Raw genomic sequence first — 18,135 nt, 5'->3', positions numbered from 1 at the left:
GTTGATGACCTTACGCCGCGAAGAAACTGTCTGGATTCCGGAATCGGATCTTGAGGGTATGTCCGTTGATACCCTGGCGGTGAGGGCGGGGCAGATCCGCACCGGCCAGCTCGAGCACAGCGACGCTATTTTCCCCACGTCCAGTTTTGTCTACGGCAGCGCCGCCCAGGCGGCCGCCCGCTTTGGCGGAGATGAGCCGGGCAACATCTACTCCCGCTTCACCAATCCGACGGTTCAGGCCTTCGAGGCCCGGATTGCGGCCATGGAAGGGGGCGAGCGGGCGGTGGCAACCGCCTCCGGCATGGCCGCAATCCTGAGCACCTGCATGGCGCTGCTGCACAGCGGCGATCATGTTGTCTGCTCTCGGGGCGTATTCGGCACCACCAATGTGCTGTTCCAGAAGTACATGGCAAGGTTTGGGGTGGAAACCTCGTTTGTCAGCCTGACGGACATGGAAGAATGGCGAGCATCGGTTCGTCCGGAAACCCGTATGCTGTTCATAGAGACTCCGTCCAATCCGTTGTGCGAAGTGGCGGATATGGCCAGGCTGGCTCAACTGGCCTGCGACAGCGATGCGCTGTTCGTGGTGGATAACTGCTTCTGCACTCCGGTCCTCCAGAGGCCATTGGAGCAGGGGGCGGATATCGTGATCCATTCCGCCACCAAATATCTGGACGGCCAGGGCCGGTGCGTCGGTGGCGTCGTGGTGGGCTCTGAAAAAATGATGGAAGAGGTCTATGGCTTCCTGCGGTCCGCGGGCCCTACCATGAGCCCTTTCAACGCCTGGGTTTTCCAGAAGGGCCTGGAAACCTTACCGATTCGTATGCGCGCCCATTGCGACAATGCGTTAGAGTTGGCCCTGTGGCTGGAGCAACAACCGGCGGTGGAATGTGTGTTCTATGCCGGTCTTGAGAGCCACCCCCAGCACGACCTGGCAAAAAAACAGCAGAAGGGTTTCGGAGGGGTGTTGTCTTTCCGGCTCAAAGGCGCCCGAGAAGAGGCGTGGGAATTCATTGACGCCACCCGGATGATTTCCATCACCGCGAACCTGGGTGATGTCAAAACCACTATTACTCACCCGGCTACCACGACTCACGGGCGATTGTCGCCGGAGGACAAGGAGCGTGCCGGCATCACGGAAAACCTGATTCGTATTTCCGTTGGGATTGAAGCAGTTGAAGACCTGAAAACCGACCTTGCAAGGGGCTTTCAGGCGCTTCGGAACGCAAGCACCAGCAACGTCTGAGCATTCATGGCCGAATCTGCGAAAGCGAAGAGAGCATCACAGGAACAGGAACTGACAGAGAAGCAGCTGCGCTTTCGCAGACTGGCTGCACAGGGCGCCCGTGAAGGCGCTGTGATTGCGTTAATCTCTCTGTGCATCTACCTGTCCATGGCACTGGTGACCTTCAGCCCTTCAGACCCGGGCTGGGCCAGCATCGGCCACGACACCAGCGTCCAGAACTACGCCGGTCGCACCGGCGCCTGGCTGGCCAGTCTGTTCATGGATTTTTTCGGCCAGGTGGCTTACCTGTTCCCCCTGATGATTGCTGGTTACGCCCTGATGCTTATCCGCCGTCGCAATGATTCCCTGGATCTGCACTGGCCGCTGTTTCTGATGCGTTTCGGCGGGTTTCTTCTGATTCTGCTCTCGGCAACCAGCCTTTTGTCGCTGTACTCGGTGTTCGGTCTTGGCGTATCGTCCGGCGGAGTGCTTGGAACGACGGTGGCGGATGCCATGGTGCGCTTCTTCAACCTTCCGGCAACCACTCTGCTTCTGATTGCTATTTTCCTGTTTGCCCTGACCGTCACTACGGGGTTGTCCTGGTTCTGGCTGATGGATCAGGTAGGTAGCCTGACCCTGAAAACCGGATTGGCGATCAAGGGTTTGTTCAGCGGTGGCCACACACCGGCCAGGCCGGATTCCCAAGAAGGGCCTGCACCAGGACCTTCACCGAAGGCGGAACCACCGGTTATCAGGGATCGAATACCCCCGACCGAAAAAACCGGGACTAAAGACAAGGCAACGGGCCGGCGATGGTGGCAGCACATCCCTGGTTTCGGTCCGAAAAAACCGAAAAAGCCCAGGGCAACTGCGAACTCCTCCGGGGACCGCCTTGAACCGGGTCTGGACGGACTGTCTGCGGCTGTTGAACCGGAGCCGGCGCGGCTCGAGAGCTTCAGTTCGCGGGACGAGGCGCCTGCCAGTGCCATCAAGCCTGAAAAGTCGCAAAACGCAGCGCCCCTTCAGCCGGCAGGCCGCTCACTGAAGATTTCACCGTTCAAGAAAGACGAACAGCCGTCCCGGTTAAACGGCAAGAGCAACAAGCAGCCATCGTTGCTGGAAGATATTGAAAGCCCGATCCCGCCCATTTCCCTGCTTGATCCCCCCGAGGAGCATCAGGAGAAGGGCTATTCGGAAGAATCCCTCGAGCATATGTCCCGATTGCTGGAAGAGAAACTGGCGGACTTCGGGGTTTCCGTGGAAGTGGTCGAGGTTAACCCCGGCCCCGTTATCACCCGATTTGAAATCAAGCCTGCGGCCGGGGTAAAGGTCAGCAAAATCTCTAACCTTGCCAAGGATCTGGCCCGGTCACTGGCGGTGCTGAGTGTTCGGGTTGTTGAGGTTATTCCCGGCAAATCCGTGGTTGGTATCGAGATTCCCAATGAAGAGCGGGAAATGGTCCGTCTCAGTGAAGTGTTGGGCGCGCGGGTATTCCAGGAGTCCAGCTCACCGCTGACCCTGGCGCTGGGTAACGACATCGGCGGCAATCCCATGGTGGCCAACCTGGCAAAGATGCCGCACCTGCTGGTAGCCGGCACCACCGGTTCCGGTAAATCCGTTGGCGTTAACGCCATGCTGCTGAGCATGCTGCTCAAGGCCGGCCCCGAAGATGTCCGCTTCATCATGGTTGACCCGAAGATGCTTGAGCTCAGCATCTACGATGGCATTCCCCACTTGCTGGCGCCGGTGGTCACCGACATGAAGGAAGCGGCCAATGCCCTGCGCTGGTGCGTTGCCGAAATGGAGCGGCGGTACAAGCTGATGGCCAGCCTCGGGGTTCGTAACCTCGCCGGTTACAACCGCAAGGTAAAGGATGCGGTGGCGGCGGGTGAGCCGCTTCCGGATCCGTTCTGGAAGCCGGACGAATACCTTGCCAATGACGAGCAGGAACGGCCGGAACTCGAAACGCTGCCGTTCATTGTGGTGGTGATCGACGAATTTGCCGACATGATGATGATTGTTGGTAAAAAGGTTGAGGAGCTGATTGCCCGGATTGCGCAAAAGGCACGGGCGGCCGGTATTCACCTTATCCTGGCGACACAGCGCCCGTCCGTTGACGTGATCACCGGCCTGATCAAGGCCAACATTCCAACCCGGATGTCCTTCCAGGTCTCCTCCAAGATCGATTCCCGGACCGTGCTGGATCAGGGCGGCGCTGAACAACTGCTGGGCCACGGTGACATGCTTTACCTGCCTCCGGGCTCCGGGTTGCCGGTACGGGTGCACGGGGCGTTTGTGGATGATGACGAGGTTCACCGTGTGGTCAGCGCCTGGAAGGCCCGGGGTGAACCTGTGTATGTGGACGATGTGCTGAGCGGTGCCGAGGGCGAGAGCCTGCCGGGGGTGCCGAACCTGTCCGAAGGTGGCGACAATGAGGGAGATGCCCTGTTTGACGAGGCCGTTGCCTTCGTTACCGAAGGTCGCCGTGTCTCGATTTCATCCGTGCAGCGGAAATTCAAGATCGGTTACAACCGGGCCGCAAACCTGGTTGATGCCATGGAAGCATCGGGCGTAGTGAGCGCGGCGGGCCATAATGGCGCCCGTGAAGTTCTGGCTCCGCCTCCACCAAGAGATCAGGAGTAAGTTGTAATGCGACAGTCATTCCTGAACCGCCTGCTAACGCTGGCGTTTATCGGCTTCTTCGCCAGTGCTGCCGTGGCTGACGAAACCAATTCCAGCGCCGGGGCCGATGAACTGGCCTCCCTGCTGGAAAGCTACGAATCCTACCAGGCGGATTTTATCCAGATCGTGGTCAGCGGAAACGGCAACAAGGTGCAGGAAACCCGCGGGTCCCTGAAAGCCAAGCGTCCGGGCCTGTTCTACTGGGAAACCAGTGCCCCACTTTCCCAATACATCGTGAGCAACGGCGAAACTGTTGAAGTCTACGATCCGGACCTGGAGCAGGTAACCATCCATAAACTGGATGACCGGGTGCAATCCACGCCGGCCCTTTTGCTCAGCGGTGAAGTGGCCAACCTGAAAGAAACCTACCGGGTGTCCGGTCGCCAGATTGGTGACCATACCCGCGAGTTTACCCTGGCGCCACGAAGCCCGGATTCCCTGTTCACCTCCCTGAGGCTGACCTTTTTCAAGGGGGAGTTGCAGGAAATGCGAATGCAGGATTCCCTGTCCCAGATCAGCATCCTGAGCTTTGACCGGGTCAGGCTGAATGAGCCGGTTGAAGCCAGCGCCTTTACCCTCGAATACCCGGAGGGCGTCGATATTATCCGGGACGGGGCCTGATGCAGGACAACCTGTTCATGGAAGCCGGAGGTTTCCGGCCTCTCGCCGCGAGAATGCGGCCGGCAACCCTGGACGACTATGTCGGCCAGGCCCACCTGGTCGGTCCCGGCAGGCCCCTCAGGCGTGCGGTGGAGCAGGGGCAACTCCACTCGATGATCCTCTGGGGGCCTCCCGGTGTTGGTAAAACCACCTTTGCCCAACTGCTAGCCAACGTCGGTGACCTGAGTTTCGAGACAGTTTCGGCCGTTCTGAGCGGCGTGAAGGAGATTCGCGCTGTTGTCGAGCGGGCCCGCAACCGAAAGCAGTCCCAGGGGCGGGACACTCTGTTGTTCGTGGACGAGGTCCACCGGTTCAACAAGAGCCAGCAGGATGCCTTCCTGCCGCACATCGAAGACGGCACTTTCATTTTTGTCGGTGCCACCACCGAAAACCCGTCCTTTGAACTGAACAGCGCACTGCTGTCGCGCACACGTGTCTACGTACTCAAGAATCTCGGGGAAGAGGATATTCTCCGGCTGTTGCGACGTGCGCTGGTAGCCGGGGAGGGGTTTGGCGGCCGCCTGATGGTCGAAGACGATGTGTTAACCCTGATGGCTTCAGCCTCCGGAGGAGATGCACGTCGCGCGCTGAATATTCTGGAGGTGGCTGCCGATCTTGCCGAGCCGGACGAGGCAGGAAACGACCGGATAACGGCGGATCAGCTTGGGCAGGTCATGCAGACCAGCCTGCGCCGGTTCGATAAGGGCGGTGATGTGTTCTACGATCAGATTTCGGCACTGCATAAGTCGGTTCGCGGTTCCGACCCGGACGGTTCGCTTTACTGGCTGTGCCGGATGCTGGATGGTGGCTGTGACCCGCTGTACCTGGCCCGGCGACTGGTTCGTATTGCCAGCGAAGACATCGGCAATGCCGACCCCCGCGCCTTGCAATTGAGCCTGGACGCCTGGGATACCCAGGAGAGGCTCGGCTCACCGGAGGGTGAACTGGCTCTTGCCCAGGCCGTTACCTACCTGGCGCTGGCGCCCAAGAGTAATGCCGTATACACGGCCTTTAACCAGTGCATGGCAGACATAAGGCAGGACCCGGACTATGAGGTGCCGGTTCACCTTCGGAACGCACCCACCAAGCTTCTGAAAAGCATGGGCCACGGTGATTCCTACCGGTATGCCCACGATGAACCCGAGGGGTTTGCAGCCGGGGAGTGCTACCTTCCCGAAGCCATCCATCAGCGCCGGTATTACGAGCCTGTCAATCGCGGCCTGGAAATCAAGCTGGCTGAGAAACGCCAGCGGCTTGATTCCCGCAACACTGAAAGTCCCCGTAAACGCTACCGCTGAGCCTTTCACTGCGGTAGCCAGCAGCGCCAGTGCGGGTATAATGGCCAGTCAATCATTACATCGCTAACCGGAAGACTCAGGATAATCATGCTCGATCCCAAACATGTCCGTGCCCAGACAGAAGAGATCGCCCGTCGGCTGGCCATCAGGAATTTCGAATTCGATACTGCCACCTTCGATCAGCTTGAAGAGCGCCGTCGTGCCATGCAGGTACGTACGGAAACTCTGCAGGGCGAGCAGAACAAACGGTCCAGATTGATCGGTAAGGCCAAGGCCGCCGGTGAGGATATCCAGCCGTTGCTGGACGAAGTGGAAAACCTGAAGACGCAGAAATCCGGGGCGGAAGATGAGCTGCGCGCACTTCAGGAAGAGCTGAACGCCTTCCTGGCCGGCATTCCCAATCTTCCGGATGAAGACGTTCCCGCCGGCGAGAGCGAAGCGGATAATGTTGAGGTTCGGACCTGGGGCACCCCGAAGCACTTCGAGTTCGAGCCCAAAGACCACGTCGCCCTGGGTGAGGGCCTGAACGGCCTCGACTTCGAGACCGCAACCCGTCTTGCCCATTCCCGGTTTGCGGTGATGCGCGGCCCTGTGGCCCGTCTTCATCGCGCCCTGGCCCAGTTCATGCTGGATCTGCACACCGGCGAGCACGGTTACCTGGAGACCTATGTTCCCTATCTGGTGAATGCCGATACGCTCTATGGCACTGGCCAGCTGCCGAAATTCGAGGAAGACCTCTTCAAGACAGAAGGGGAAAAACCACTTTACCTGATCCCGACCGCCGAAGTGCCGGCCACAAACCTGGTGTCTGACAGCATTCTGGACGCCAGAGAGCTGCCACTGAAGATGGTCTGCCATACCCCGTGTTTCCGCAGTGAAGCCGGTTCCTACGGCCGTGACACCCGCGGCATGATCCGCCAGCACCAGTTCGACAAGGTCGAGCTGGTGCAGGTGGTGCGCCCGCAGGATTCCGAGGCCGCTCTGGAAACGCTGACCGGCCACGCCGAGAAGGTGCTTCAGTTGCTGGAGCTGCCTTATCGCGTCGTCGCTCTCTGTGGCGGCGATATGGGCTTTTCCGCCGCCAGGACCTACGACCTGGAAGTCTGGCTGCCGGGGCAGGACAAGTTCCGTGAGATCTCCTCCTGTTCCAATACCCGCGATTTTCAGGCACGACGCATGCGTGCACGTTGGCGAAATCCGGAAACCGGGAAGCCTGAACCTGTTCATACCCTGAACGGTTCCGGTCTTGCTGTTGGCCGTGCCCTTATTGCGGTTATGGAGAACTATCAGCAGGTCGATGGCAGCATCCTGGTTCCGGAAGTTCTGAAACCGTACATGGGAGGCATTGGCCGAATCCAATGAGTGATCAGCCAGAAAGCGCACCAGGAAAGGGCGTTGGTGCACGCCCTGCACCGGCCCGGTACAGGGTTAATCCGGTTACCTCGAATCCGAACACATCCGCAGGTGAGGTGGCCCTTGTCGGGGCCGGCCCTGGTGACCCTGAACTGCTGACTCTCAAGGCCTGGCGGCTGATCACCTCGGCGGAGGTCGTACTCTACGACCGCCTGGTCTCACCGGAAATACTGGCTTTGATTCCCGAATCGGCGGAGATGATCCACGTCGGGAAGCAACGGGCCAATCACACCTTGCCCCAGGATCAGATTAACCAGCGCTTGGTGGATCTGGCCAGGCAGGGCCGCAGAGTGGTTCGCCTGAAGGGCGGTGATCCGTTCATTTTCGGCCGGGGTGGGGAAGAGATTGAAACCCTGGCGGAGGCAGGGGTGCGCTTCCAGGTAGTGCCGGGTATTACCGCGGCCTCTGGCTGCGCCGCCTATGCCGGCATACCGCTGACCCATCGGGATTACGCCCAGTCTGTCCGGTTCGTTACCGGCCACCTCAAGAACGATACCTGCGATCTGCCCTGGCAGGACTTTGTCCAGAATAACCAGACTCTGGTGTTCTACATGGGGCTGGTGGGTCTGCCCATTATCTGCCGGCAGCTGATCGACCATGGTATGCCTGAAGACATGCCTGTGGCGCTGGTATCAAGGGGAACCACGAAAGAGCAACGTGTGGTGACTGGCAATCTCTGCAATATTGTCGACAGGGTGGAGGCGGGCGCGGTTCAGGCACCGACACTGGTGATTGTCGGCCAGGTTGTGGCGCTCAGGGACCGGCTGGACTGGGTAGGTGCTGTGACGGGGAGCTGAGGCTCCCCGTTCTGATGCTGATAAGCGCCTAGCCGATCTTGCGTTTCGGCAGCACATCCTTCAGCTTCTCGCGCATATCCCGGACGGCTTTCTCCGTGGTTGGCCAGTCAATACAGGCGTCGGTCACGGAGACGCCGTATTTCAGGTCGGCCAGATTCCCGGAGAGAGGCTGGTTGCCCCAGTTGATGTTGCTCTCAACCATCAGGCTCTGGATTGAGGAGTTACCCTCAAGAATCTGGTGGGTCACATCCTGCATAACCAGCGGCTGGATAGCCGGGTCCTTGCTGGAATTGGCGTGACTGCAATCGATCATCACGGACTTGCGCAGGCCGGCCTTGTCCAAGGCCTGCTCGCACAGGGCTACACTGACGGAATCGTAGTTGGGCTTGCCGCCACCGCCACGCAGAACAACGTGGCCGTAGTGATTACCCCGGGTACGAATGATGGCCACCTGGCCTTGCTGGTCAATGCCCAGGAAGCTGTGGGGGTGTGAGACAGACTTCATGGCGTTGACCGCCACATCGAGGCTGCCATCGGTGCCGTTCTTGAAGCCGATCGCCATGGACAGGCCACTGCTCATTTCCCGGTGGGTCTGGGATTCCGTGGTACGTGCGCCGATGGCGGACCAGGCGATGGTGTCCTGGAGATACTGGGGGGAAATCGGATCGAGTGCCTCGGTGGCTGCCGGCAGGCCGAGCTCGTTGATGTCCAGCAGCAAACGGCGGCCAATATGCAGCCCCTGCTCAATATCAAAGGTGTCGTTCAGGTGCGGATCGTTGATCAGGCCCTTCCAGCCAACGGTAGTACGGGGCTTTTCAAAATAGACGCGCATGACGATCAGCAGGGTGTCACTGACTTCGTCGGCCAGTTTCTTCAGTCGCGTGGCATAATCCCGGGCGGCTTCAACGTCGTGAATGGAGCAGGGGCCAATGACGACGAACAGCCGGTGGTCTTTGCCGTCCATAATGTCGTAGATAGCCTGGCGTCCCCTGGATACGGTCTCAGCGGCCTTCCCGGAGAGTGGCATCTCCTTTTTCAGCGCTTCAGGAGTGATCAGCGTTTCCTGGCTCGCCACGTTCAAATTCTCTAGTCTGTTGCCCGACATGTTGTTCTGTTTCCCCGATTCTGATCCTTGCAACCCTGATGTGCGATCAATGGTGCCAGCAGAGTTACAGTTTGACGCAAATAACACCGGTGCAAGGTTGCGGTAAATCCCGGCGAGTTGGTTATACTGCGTCATTTACAGGGTCTTTTCAACGCTTCTTGAGTACGGGGAACGGATGTCACCACACAGGCAGAGACCGAAGGATGTGCCTTCCCGCCGGGCTGTTTCGGGCAAAATAGACGACATCCTGGCCGGTATCCGGGTTCCTGACCTTCCCTACCCCGCAGGCAAGCTTGAGCCGGGTGCTGTAAGCGACTGGCGCCCGTTGCTGCTCTCCTGCTGGTCTGAACAACGGGATGAGCGCGTTACCCAGGTTATCTGCTCGGTACATCTGGAATGGTCGGCCCGCCAGATCAACGCTGCCTACGTTGCTGATCGCATCATGGATGTTTTCCTGAAAACCAGCGGCTTGCACCCGGGCCTCGCTCGCAGGATTGCACGGCTCCGGTTTTACCTGGCCTGGCGAATGCACCTTGATGGGAAAAAAACATTCAGCGAAACCCTGCTGGCATGGCTGGACAGTTTGCAGGAGTGGCGTGGCTGGAACGATTCCGGAGGTCGTTCCGGCAAGGTTCTGCTTGACCAGCTTGATGCCCTTGTAATTGCCGTAGCGGCAAGTTTCGAGTCCGGCAGCGTGGAATCCCTGGAAGCCTTTTGCCGGCAGTGGCGGGAAGACGCGGCGAAACGAAATGCCCAGGCCGGAAAGCTCAGGCAGCGGCTGCTGGAGACAGAACAAGGGGCGGCCAGACAACGCAAGGCGGACCAGATTGCAAGGGCGCTGATCGGGCGTGCATTACAGGGGCGCCGGGTGCCTGCAGCCATCGTCCGGTTTATCCTGGATTACTGGCAGGGCCTGCTGAAACAGTCGGTGTGGAATTCCGGCCTGGAGGATGAAACCTTCCGGCACGCCAGCAAGCTCCTTGAATGGCTGGTCTGGATTGGCGACCCCTCGCTCTCGGATAAAGACCGGAACCGGCTCTATCATGTGGGGGAGCAGATCGGAGACCGGATTCTCGACGTCTGGGGCAGGGTGCACGGCAGGCCCTTACCGGCAGATGCGCTGTCCGGCCTTGAGGCCGTTATGGTGTCCAGGCTTCGCGGTGAGGTGCCGGATCTGGTTGATGCTCTTCCGGCGGCCGGCAATTTTCAATGGGATCCGGCCTGGCTGGGGTTCAAAACGCCCCCGGAAGAAGCATTCGAAGCCTTTGAGGGCCAGTGGTTTGTCGAAGGTGAAGGTTCGGGCGAGCAACGCCGCTTTTTCTATGCGTTTCTGGGCGAATCGGCAGAAATTCTCTGGACAAACGGTGCCGGCGTAAAACTGGGGCTTCAGCCCTGGAGTGACTTCCAACAGACCCTGGCTCAGCAGCAGATCCGGCCACTGCCGACACCCACGCCTTTTGGTAAGGTGCTTGCGGAGACCGTGGAACTGTTGGCCCGCGTGTGTAACAAGCAACGCCGGCAACGGGAGCAGGCCGCCGAGGCTGCCAGATTACGGGCGGAAGAACTCCGGCACAGGAAAGCGGCTGCCCAGGAGCGTCGCAGGGAACTGGAGGCGGCAAGGGAGGCGGAACTTGAAAGGCAACGGCAGCTGGCGGAAGAGCAGCGTATGGCTGACGAGCAGGCTGAGCAGGAACGAATCCGAAAGGAGAAAATGCTTCTGGCCGAGAAGCAGGTCGACGGCATCAAGCTGGGAGGCTGGATTGTCGTGCAGCCGGACGACGCTTCGGAAGAGCCGGCAAGGCTGAAACTGGCAGTACGTATCAACGCCTCCAGAAAACTGGTGTTTGTAGACCGGCTGGGGCTCAACCGGCGCGAGTTTATTGAAGACGAGCTGGTAGGGGGTATTGTTGAGGGCCGGATCCGGGTTCTCGGAACTTCCGCGGAATTCGATGACACCCTCAGCAGGGTAGTTGGCCGCATCCGGGTAGGCCGAAATTGATCGCCGATGCAGGAATAACAACAATGACAGATAACGATTACAACTTCGGAACGCAGCACGAACCCCGTATTGATCAGGATAACCGGGCGGATTACCGGCTGACTGCCCGGGCCCGGGCTATTCTGGAGCTCGAATCCGGCCCCCCGGGAATGCCGGAAGACGCGGCCTTTGGTGGCAAAGAGCTGGTATGTGGTATTCGCGATATTTCGGCCGGCGGGCTTTGCCTGTTTTCTGCCGAGCCGCTCTCACTGGATGCACTGCTGCCGGCGATGGTGTTTCTGGGCAATCACGACCAGCCCTTCCGGTTGATGGTGGAAGTGGTCTGGTGTCGGCCCCACGAGTCTGCCTTTTTGGTGGGCTTGCGGATTATCGAGTCCGATGAAACTGCATACGTTGAGTGGGTGGAGGCGGTGGCCAGGGCCATGGCTGAAGGCTGAGGGAGTGCACAGCCATGGAGTTTACAGCCAGTCAGACGAAAAGAGCCGGCATCAAGCCGGCTCCTTCGGTTCAGGGTGAGGAGAAAGACTCAGTCTTCCAGTTCACCCATGCCGGTGATGTTGAAACCGGCGTCGACGTACATGATCTCGCCGGTAATGCCGCTGGCCATGTCTGAGGCCAGGAAGGCTGCAGCGTTACCCACTTCATCGATGGTCACGTTACGGCGAAGCGGTGCGCGCCTGGCATTTTCAGCCAGCATCTTGCGGAAGCTCTTGATGCCGGAAGCGGCCAGGGTCTTGATCGGACCTGCGGAAATGCCGTTCACGCGGATGCCGTCCCGGCCGAGGCTGGCGGCCATATAGCGGACATTTGCTTCCAGGGATGCCTTGGCAAGGCCCATGACGTTGTAATTCTGCAGAACCTTTTCTGCCCCCAGGTAGCTCAGGGTTATCAGCGAGCTGCCTTCATGCATCATGCTGCGGGCGCCCTTGGCCAGGGCGACAAAGCTGTAGGAGCTGATGTCGTGGGCAATGCGGAAGCCCTCGCGGGTGGTCACGTCAACATAGTTGCCATCAAGCTCGTGGCCCGGTGCATAGCCGACGGCGTGCACGATGATGTCAATGTTGTCCCAGTGCTTGCCAAGCTCTTTGAAGACATTCTCGATTTCCTGGTCGCTGGCGACATCGCAGGGGAAGGTCAGCTTGCTGCCCCATTGTTCTGCGAATTTCTCAACCCGTGGCTGCAGCTTTTCATTCTGATAGGTAAACGCCAGTTCGGCGCCTTCCCGGGCGAAGGCCTCGGCAATGCCGTAAGCGATGGACAGTTTGCTGGCTACGCCAACGATCAGTGCTTTCTTGCCACTGAGGATTCCCATGGGTCGTTCTCCCTGTGTTCCTGATTTTGGTGCATTATCCCCGATGTGGGCTGGCCGGGGTAACGCTCAAATAGTCGTAGTTGAATTTTGTTAAATAGTTGAGTTCTGGTAAAAGAACGCGGCATTCAACAGCTCACGGGTATAGTCCGCGCGGGGTGCTTGGAAAATATCGCTCGCGTTTCCGTATTCCACAATCCGGCCATGCTGCAGCACCAGCAGCTTATGGCTGAGGGCACGCACAACGGCCAGGTCGTGACTGATAAAGATATAGCTTAGACCATAACGGGCCTGGATATCCCGCAACAGCTCAATCACCTGCTTCTGGACGGTGCGGTCCAGGGCGGAGGTCGGTTCGTCGAGAATAATCAGGTCCGGTTGCAGTACCAGCGCCCGGGCAATGGCAATCCGCTGGCGCTGGCCCCCTGAGAATTCATGGGGGTAGCGGTGTCTGGCTTCCGGATCCAGGCCAACATCGGTGAGCGCCCGGATCACTTTCCGGTCATGTTCACTGGGGTTTTGCCGATCATGAATCTCCAGGCCTTCACGGACAATTTCGGCAATCGACATCCTCGGGCTGAGGCTTCCGAACGGATCCTGGAACACGATCTGAACCCGGCGGCGCCAGGGGCGGAACCCTTTCTGGTTGAGAAACGCCAGCTCTTGCCCAGCGAGGCGGATGCTGCCGGTGCTGGCGGTGAGCTTGAGCAGGGCGTGGCCAATGGTGGTTTTGCCGCTGCCGCTTTCACCGACAATACCCAGGGTTTCACCGCGGTTCAGCTCAAATCCGGCGCTCTGTACCGCATGGAAGGACTCTTTCACTTTGCCAAACAGGTTTTTCCGGATAGCAAAGCGAACGTCCAGCTGGTCAACGGCGAGCAGTGTCTCGGCATTCTGCCCCAGTGCCAGAGGCGCTTCTGGTGGTTCCGCATCCAGCAGCTTTTTGGTGTAGGCATGCCGGGGGGACGAAAACAGGTCTTTTGTGTCTGCTTCCTCCACCAGTTTGCCGCGTTCCATCACCGCAACCCGATCCGCGTAGCGGTGCACGATGGTGAGATCGTGGGTAATCAACAGAATCGCCATACCCAGCTTTTCCTGCAGATCCCGGAGCAGTTCGAGAACCTGTTTCTGGACAGTAACATCGAGCGCGGTCGTTGGTTCGTCCGCAATCAGCAAATCCGGTTCATTGGCCAGGGCCATGGCGATCATTACCCGTTGTTTCTGCCCGCCGGACAGTTGATGGGGGTAAGCGCCCAGCTTGCTCTCCGGGTTCTGAATGCCAACCAGCTCCAGCAACTCCAGAGAGCGCTTCCGGGCCAGCGGGCCGCGCATTCCCTTGTGAAGCTCGAGCGTTTCACCAATCTGCCTTTCCACCGTGTGCAGCGGGTTCAGGGAGGTCATTGGTTCCTGAAAGATCATCCCGATCTCCCGGCCGCGGATCTGGCGGATGCGTTTCACGTTAGCAGTGAGCAGGTCCTCACCCCGGTACAGGATTTTGCCGCCCGGATAACTGGCGTGTCGCTCATCCAGCAGCCGGAGTATCGAGAGCGCCGAGATGGATTTCCCAGAGCCACTTTCACCCACCAGCGCCAGCGTTTCGCCTTCACGAATGGCCAGTGACAGTGAATCGACCGCTGTCGGGCCCTGATCAAACCGGATAGAAAGATCGGAAATCTGAAGCAGGTGGTTCATATCAGCTCTTTCTCGGATCAAAGGCATCACGAACGGCTTCGCCGACAAACACCAGCAGGGTGAGCATCAGTGACAGGGACACGAACGCGGAAATCCCGAGCCAGGGTGCATGGAGATTGGCTTTGCCCTGCGCGATCAGTTCGCCGAGGGATGGCGAGCCCGAGGGCAGGCCAAAGCCCAGAAAGTCCAGGGAGGTTAGACCGGTAATCGCCCCGGTCAGGATAAACGGTAAAAAGGTGAGGGTGGCCACCATGGCATTGGGCAGGATATGCCGGAACATGATCTTGCCGTTGTCCAGCCCCAGGGCCCGGGCAGCCTTCACATATTCGAAATTACGGGCCCGCAGGAACTCCGCACGTACCACATCCACCAGCCCCATCCAGCTGAAAAGCAGCATGATCCCCAGCAGCCACCAGAAATTCGGCTGAACAATACTGGAAAGAATGATTAACAGATACAGCACTGGCAGGCCGGACCAGATCTCAATAAAGCGCTGACCCAGCAGGTCGATTTTGCCACCATAAAAGCCCTGAATGGCGCCGACAATGACTCCGACAATGCAGCTGGCGATGGTCAGTGTCAGACCAAAGAGTACAGAAATCCGGAAGCCATAGATGACCCTGGCCGCGACGTCCCGCCCCTGGTCGTCGGTTCCCAGCCAGTTCTCCGCGCTGGGCGGTGCCGGTGAGGGGACCTCAAGATCGTAATTGATCGTGTTGTAACTGAACCGGATGGGTGGCCAGAGCATCCAGCCATTGGCCTTGATCTCACCGGCAATAAAAGGATCCCGGTAATTGGCCTCGGTAGGCAGGAAGCCGCCATAGGTTTCCTCCGGAACCGATTCAACAACGGGAAAATAAAACTCTCCCTTGTAGGAAACAATGAGAGGGGAATCGTTAGCGATCAGCTCAGCCACCAGGGAAAGGCCGAAGAGAGCGAGGAAAAGCCAGAGAGACCAGAATCCCCGTCGGTTGTTCCGGAAGTTTCTCAGCCGTCTTTGCTGAACAGGTGTCAGAGACCGGAAGCTCACGCACCCTCCCGGCTTTCAAAGTCGATTCGCGGGTCCACCAGTACGTATGTGATGTCGCTGATCAGCTTCAGTATCAGGCCCATCAGTGTGAATATGTACAGCGTACCGAAAATCACCGGATAGTCCCGGTTCAGTGCGGCTTCAAAGCCAAGGAGCCCCAGGCCATCCAGGGAAAAAATGACTTCGATAAGCAGCGAGCCGGTGAAGAACAGGGCAACAAGCACGCCGGGCAGGCTGGCGATAACGATCAGCATGGCGTTACGGAACACGTGCCCGTAAAGCACATCTTTTTCATCAAGCCCCTTGGCCCGGGCAGTCACCACATACTGTTTTCCGATTTCATCAAGGAAGGAGTTCTTGGTGAGCAGAGTCAGCGTGGCGAAACCGCCGATAACGTTCGCTGTAACCGGCAGTGCCAGGTGCCAGAAGTAATCACCAACCTTCTGGTACCAGGTCAGCTCCTCGAAATTCGAGGACGTGAGGCCCCGCAGGGGGAACCAGTCGAAATAGCTGCCGCCGGCAAACAGGACAATCAGCAGGATGGCGAACAGGAAGCCCGGAATGGCATAGCCGATCACGATGGCCGAGCTGGTCCAGACATCGAACCGGGAGCCGTCGTGGACGGCCTTGCGGATGCCCAGGGGAATGGAAATGAAATAGATAATCAGGGTCGACCAGAGGCCAAGGGAGATGGACACGGGTATCTTGTCCAGGATCAGATCGATAACACTTCTTTCCCGAAAGAAGGAGTCTCCGAAGTCAAAAGTGGCATAATCGCCAAGCATCTTGAAAAAGCGCTCGTGGGCCGGTTTGTCGAAGCCGTACATCACTTCGATTTCCTTCAGAAGCTCCTCGGGAATGCCACGGGAGCCGCGGCTGTCGCCGGAGGCGTCCGCCACCTCACCGCCGCTGCCACCGCCGGACGCCCTGGCCAGGGCGCTGCCGCCGTGACCTTCCATTTCCGCAATGAGCTGCTCAACCGGGCCGCCCGGCGCGGCCTGCACGATGACAAAATTGAGCAGCATGATCCCGATCAGCGTGGGGATAATCAGCGCCAGACGCCTGAGTATGTAGATGCCCATTTATCGGCGGATTCCTCAGGGCTTTGCCCACCAGTTGTTCAGATCAACGCCGTTTTTCGGGGTCTCCGCGGGACGCTGGAGGAAATTCCAGTAGGCGATCCGGTCCCGGGTCAGGTGCCAGTGAGGAATCACGTAATGGCCGTTCAACAGGACCCGGTCAAGGGCCCTTACACGATGTACCAGCTCTTCCCGGTCTGGTGCCTGAATGACCATACTGACCAGCTCGTCGACAACGGGATCACTCACGCCCATGTAATTCCGGGAACCTTTCGCGTCTGCCGTTGAGGAGTGCCAGTACTCCCGCTGCTCGTTACCCGGGGAATCTGACTGACCGATAACCTGGGTAATCATGTCGTAATCGAATTCACGCAGACGCTGGATATACTGGTTACTGTCCACCAGACGAACAGCCATATCAATACCAAGGCGGGCAAGATTGTTCTTGAAGGGCAGGACAACCCTTTCAAAGCTTTTCTGAAACAGCAGGATCTCGAAAGCCAGTGGTTCTCCGGTTTTCCCATGTACCATCTTGCCGTCCCGGATTTCATACCCTGCTTTCCTGAGAAGCTCCAGCGCGGTTTTCAGGTTCTGCCGCAAGCCAGACTGACCGTCTGTCTCTGGTGGTGTGTATTCTTCGGTAAAGACATTGTCATCGAGCTGGCCCCGGAAAGCTTCCAGTATTTCCAGTTCCCGGCCTCGCGGAAGGCCTGTCGATGCCAGTTCACTGTTTTCGAAATAGCTGTCCGTGCGGGTGTACTGGCCGAAGAACAGGTTTTTGTTGGTCCACTCAAAGTCGAATCCATAGGCAAGAGCTTCACGGACCAAAGGGTCGAAAAACACTTCTCTGCGGGTGTTGAAGGCAAAGCCCTGCATGCCGGTTGGCCGATGATGCTCAATGGCCTCTTTTATAATCGTGCCGTTTTCGAATTTTTCACCGGTATAGGCGGTGGCCCAGTTCTTGGCGGAGGACTCGAGGCGGAAGTCAAAGCTGCCGGCCTTGAAGCCCTCCAGGGCGACGGTGTCGTCGGTATAGTAATCGTAGATAATCCGGTCGAAGTTGAACCGGCCTTTGCGTACACCCAGGTCCCGGGCCCAGTAGTCATCCACCCTCTGATAGGTGATCGAGCGCCCGGCCTCAAAGCTGCCGATGCGGTAAGGACCACTGCCAACCGGCGGAGTAAGTCCGTTCTCTCCGAACTCCCGGTCTTTCCAGTAATGGGCCGGAAGTATGGGCATCTGCCCCAGGATCAGCGGCAGTTCCCGGTTACTGGTGCCGCTGAAATCAAAGCGGACACGGTGGGAGCCTTCAATGGTGACCTTGCTGACGTCCGCGTAATAGTTTCTGAAAAAGGGGTGGCCCCTGGTGGTAAGGGTCTCGAAGGAAAACTTCACATCTTCGGCGGTAATCGGTTCGCCATCCTGAAATCTTGCCTGTTGCCGTAGGTTGAACACCACGTAACTGCGGTCGCCAGGTGTTTCCAGGGATTCCGCAATCAGGCCATAGGCTGAAAACGGCTCATCGTCGGAGGATTCCAGGAGGGTGTCGTAAAGGTAGTCGCTGATGCCCGCAGCGGCCACGCCACGGATATCGAAGGGGTTGAAGGAATCAAACCCATTGGCAACCACGGCCATCTTCACGGTGCCGCCCTTAGGCGCCTCCGCATTCACATAGTCGAAGTGACTGAATCCGGCCGGGTATTTCGGCTCGCCGTGCATGGCAATGCCATGCTTCGGTTCAGCCGTTCCAGCGGCGGAAGCCGGGGAGAAAACGGGTATGGCGACGAACGCCAGTACGGAAAAGAGTGACGTAAGGGTTGAGGCTTTCCGTGTTCTTGTCATGAGT

The 18,135-nt window shown here is 58.6% G+C and carries 13 protein-coding genes and 1 pseudogene; 8 read left to right on the top strand and 6 right to left on the bottom strand.

Annotated elements, in window-relative coordinates; all coding sequences use genetic code 11:
* Positions 1–4: 4 nt before the first annotated feature.
* From QPL96_RS05840 to cobA, 6 genes and pseudogenes are all read left to right on the top strand, one after another.
* Positions 5–1,246 (top strand): O-succinylhomoserine sulfhydrylase, encoded by a 1,242-nt coding sequence (locus QPL96_RS05840; protein ID WP_303286228.1) that lies wholly within the window; start codon positions 5–7, stop codon positions 1,244–1,246.
* 6 nt (positions 1,247–1,252) lie between these two features.
* Positions 1,253–3,868 carry a DNA translocase FtsK gene (locus QPL96_RS05835; RefSeq protein ID WP_303286227.1) on the top strand — a complete coding sequence of 872 codons (2,616 nt, stop codon included), beginning with the start codon at positions 1,253–1,255 and terminating at the stop codon, positions 3,866–3,868.
* A gap of 6 nt (positions 3,869–3,874) precedes the next feature.
* Positions 3,875–4,528: an outer membrane lipoprotein chaperone LolA gene (lolA, locus tag QPL96_RS05830; RefSeq protein WP_303286226.1), complete on the top strand. Its 654-nt coding sequence runs from the start codon at positions 3,875–3,877 to the stop codon at positions 4,526–4,528.
* Entirely contained in the window at positions 4,528–5,865 is a 1,338-nt protein-coding gene (locus tag QPL96_RS05825; protein WP_303286224.1) for a replication-associated recombination protein A, read from the top strand. The genes lolA and QPL96_RS05825 overlap by 1 nt, the downstream gene beginning before the upstream one ends.
* A gap of 87 nt (positions 5,866–5,952) precedes the next feature.
* Positions 5,953–7,227 (top strand): serine--tRNA ligase, encoded by a 1,275-nt coding sequence (gene serS, locus QPL96_RS05820; protein WP_303286222.1) that lies wholly within the window; start codon positions 5,953–5,955, stop codon positions 7,225–7,227.
* Between the two features lie 101 nt (positions 7,228–7,328).
* Positions 7,329–8,075, top strand: a pseudogene (gene cobA / locus QPL96_RS05815) (uroporphyrinogen-III C-methyltransferase); the annotation flags it as partial.
* Between the two features lie 28 nt (positions 8,076–8,103).
* On the opposite strand, the gene QPL96_RS05810 reads toward cobA, so the two are convergent.
* Positions 8,104–9,180, bottom strand: coding sequence for a 3-deoxy-7-phosphoheptulonate synthase (locus QPL96_RS05810; protein WP_303286221.1), 1,077 nt, complete (start codon positions 9,178–9,180; stop codon positions 8,104–8,106).
* 175 nt (positions 9,181–9,355) lie between these two features.
* Here QPL96_RS05810 and QPL96_RS05805 point away from each other — a divergent pair, with 175 nt between their 5' ends.
* Positions 9,356–11,179 carry a DUF1631 family protein gene (locus QPL96_RS05805; protein WP_303286219.1) on the top strand — a complete coding sequence of 608 codons (1,824 nt, stop codon included), beginning with the start codon at positions 9,356–9,358 and terminating at the stop codon, positions 11,177–11,179.
* Positions 11,180–11,202: 23 nt separating this feature from the next.
* A complete protein-coding gene (locus tag QPL96_RS05800; protein ID WP_303286218.1) occupies positions 11,203–11,616 on the top strand; it encodes a PilZ domain-containing protein in 414 nt (137 codons plus the stop codon).
* A gap of 89 nt (positions 11,617–11,705) precedes the next feature.
* Here QPL96_RS05800 and QPL96_RS05795 read toward each other — a convergent pair whose 3' ends face one another.
* The 5 genes from QPL96_RS05795 to QPL96_RS05775 form a co-directional block, all read right to left on the bottom strand.
* A complete protein-coding gene (locus QPL96_RS05795; RefSeq protein WP_303286217.1) occupies positions 11,706–12,491 on the bottom strand; it encodes an enoyl-ACP reductase in 786 nt (261 codons plus the stop codon).
* Between the two features lie 90 nt (positions 12,492–12,581).
* Positions 12,582–14,180 carry an ABC transporter ATP-binding protein gene (locus QPL96_RS05790; RefSeq protein ID WP_303286216.1) on the bottom strand — a complete coding sequence of 533 codons (1,599 nt, stop codon included), beginning with the start codon at positions 14,178–14,180 and terminating at the stop codon, positions 12,582–12,584.
* A gap of 1 nt (position 14,181) precedes the next feature.
* A complete protein-coding gene (locus QPL96_RS05785; RefSeq protein ID WP_303286215.1) occupies positions 14,182–15,210 on the bottom strand; it encodes an ABC transporter permease in 1,029 nt (342 codons plus the stop codon).
* Complete coding sequence (locus tag QPL96_RS05780; protein WP_303286213.1) at positions 15,207–16,292, bottom strand: microcin C ABC transporter permease YejB; 1,086 nt, start codon at positions 16,290–16,292, stop codon at positions 15,207–15,209. Before QPL96_RS05780 ends, QPL96_RS05785 begins: the two co-directional genes overlap by 4 nt.
* Before the next feature lie 15 nt (positions 16,293–16,307).
* Positions 16,308–18,131 carry an extracellular solute-binding protein gene (locus tag QPL96_RS05775; protein WP_303286211.1) on the bottom strand — a complete coding sequence of 608 codons (1,824 nt, stop codon included), beginning with the start codon at positions 18,129–18,131 and terminating at the stop codon, positions 16,308–16,310.
* Positions 18,132–18,135 lie beyond the last annotated feature (4 nt).

This window comes from Marinobacter sp. SS8-8 (assembly GCF_030540945.1).
Lineage (GTDB): Bacteria > Pseudomonadota > Gammaproteobacteria > Pseudomonadales > Oleiphilaceae > Marinobacter.
This window is presented reverse-complemented; position numbering and strand designations above follow the sequence as displayed.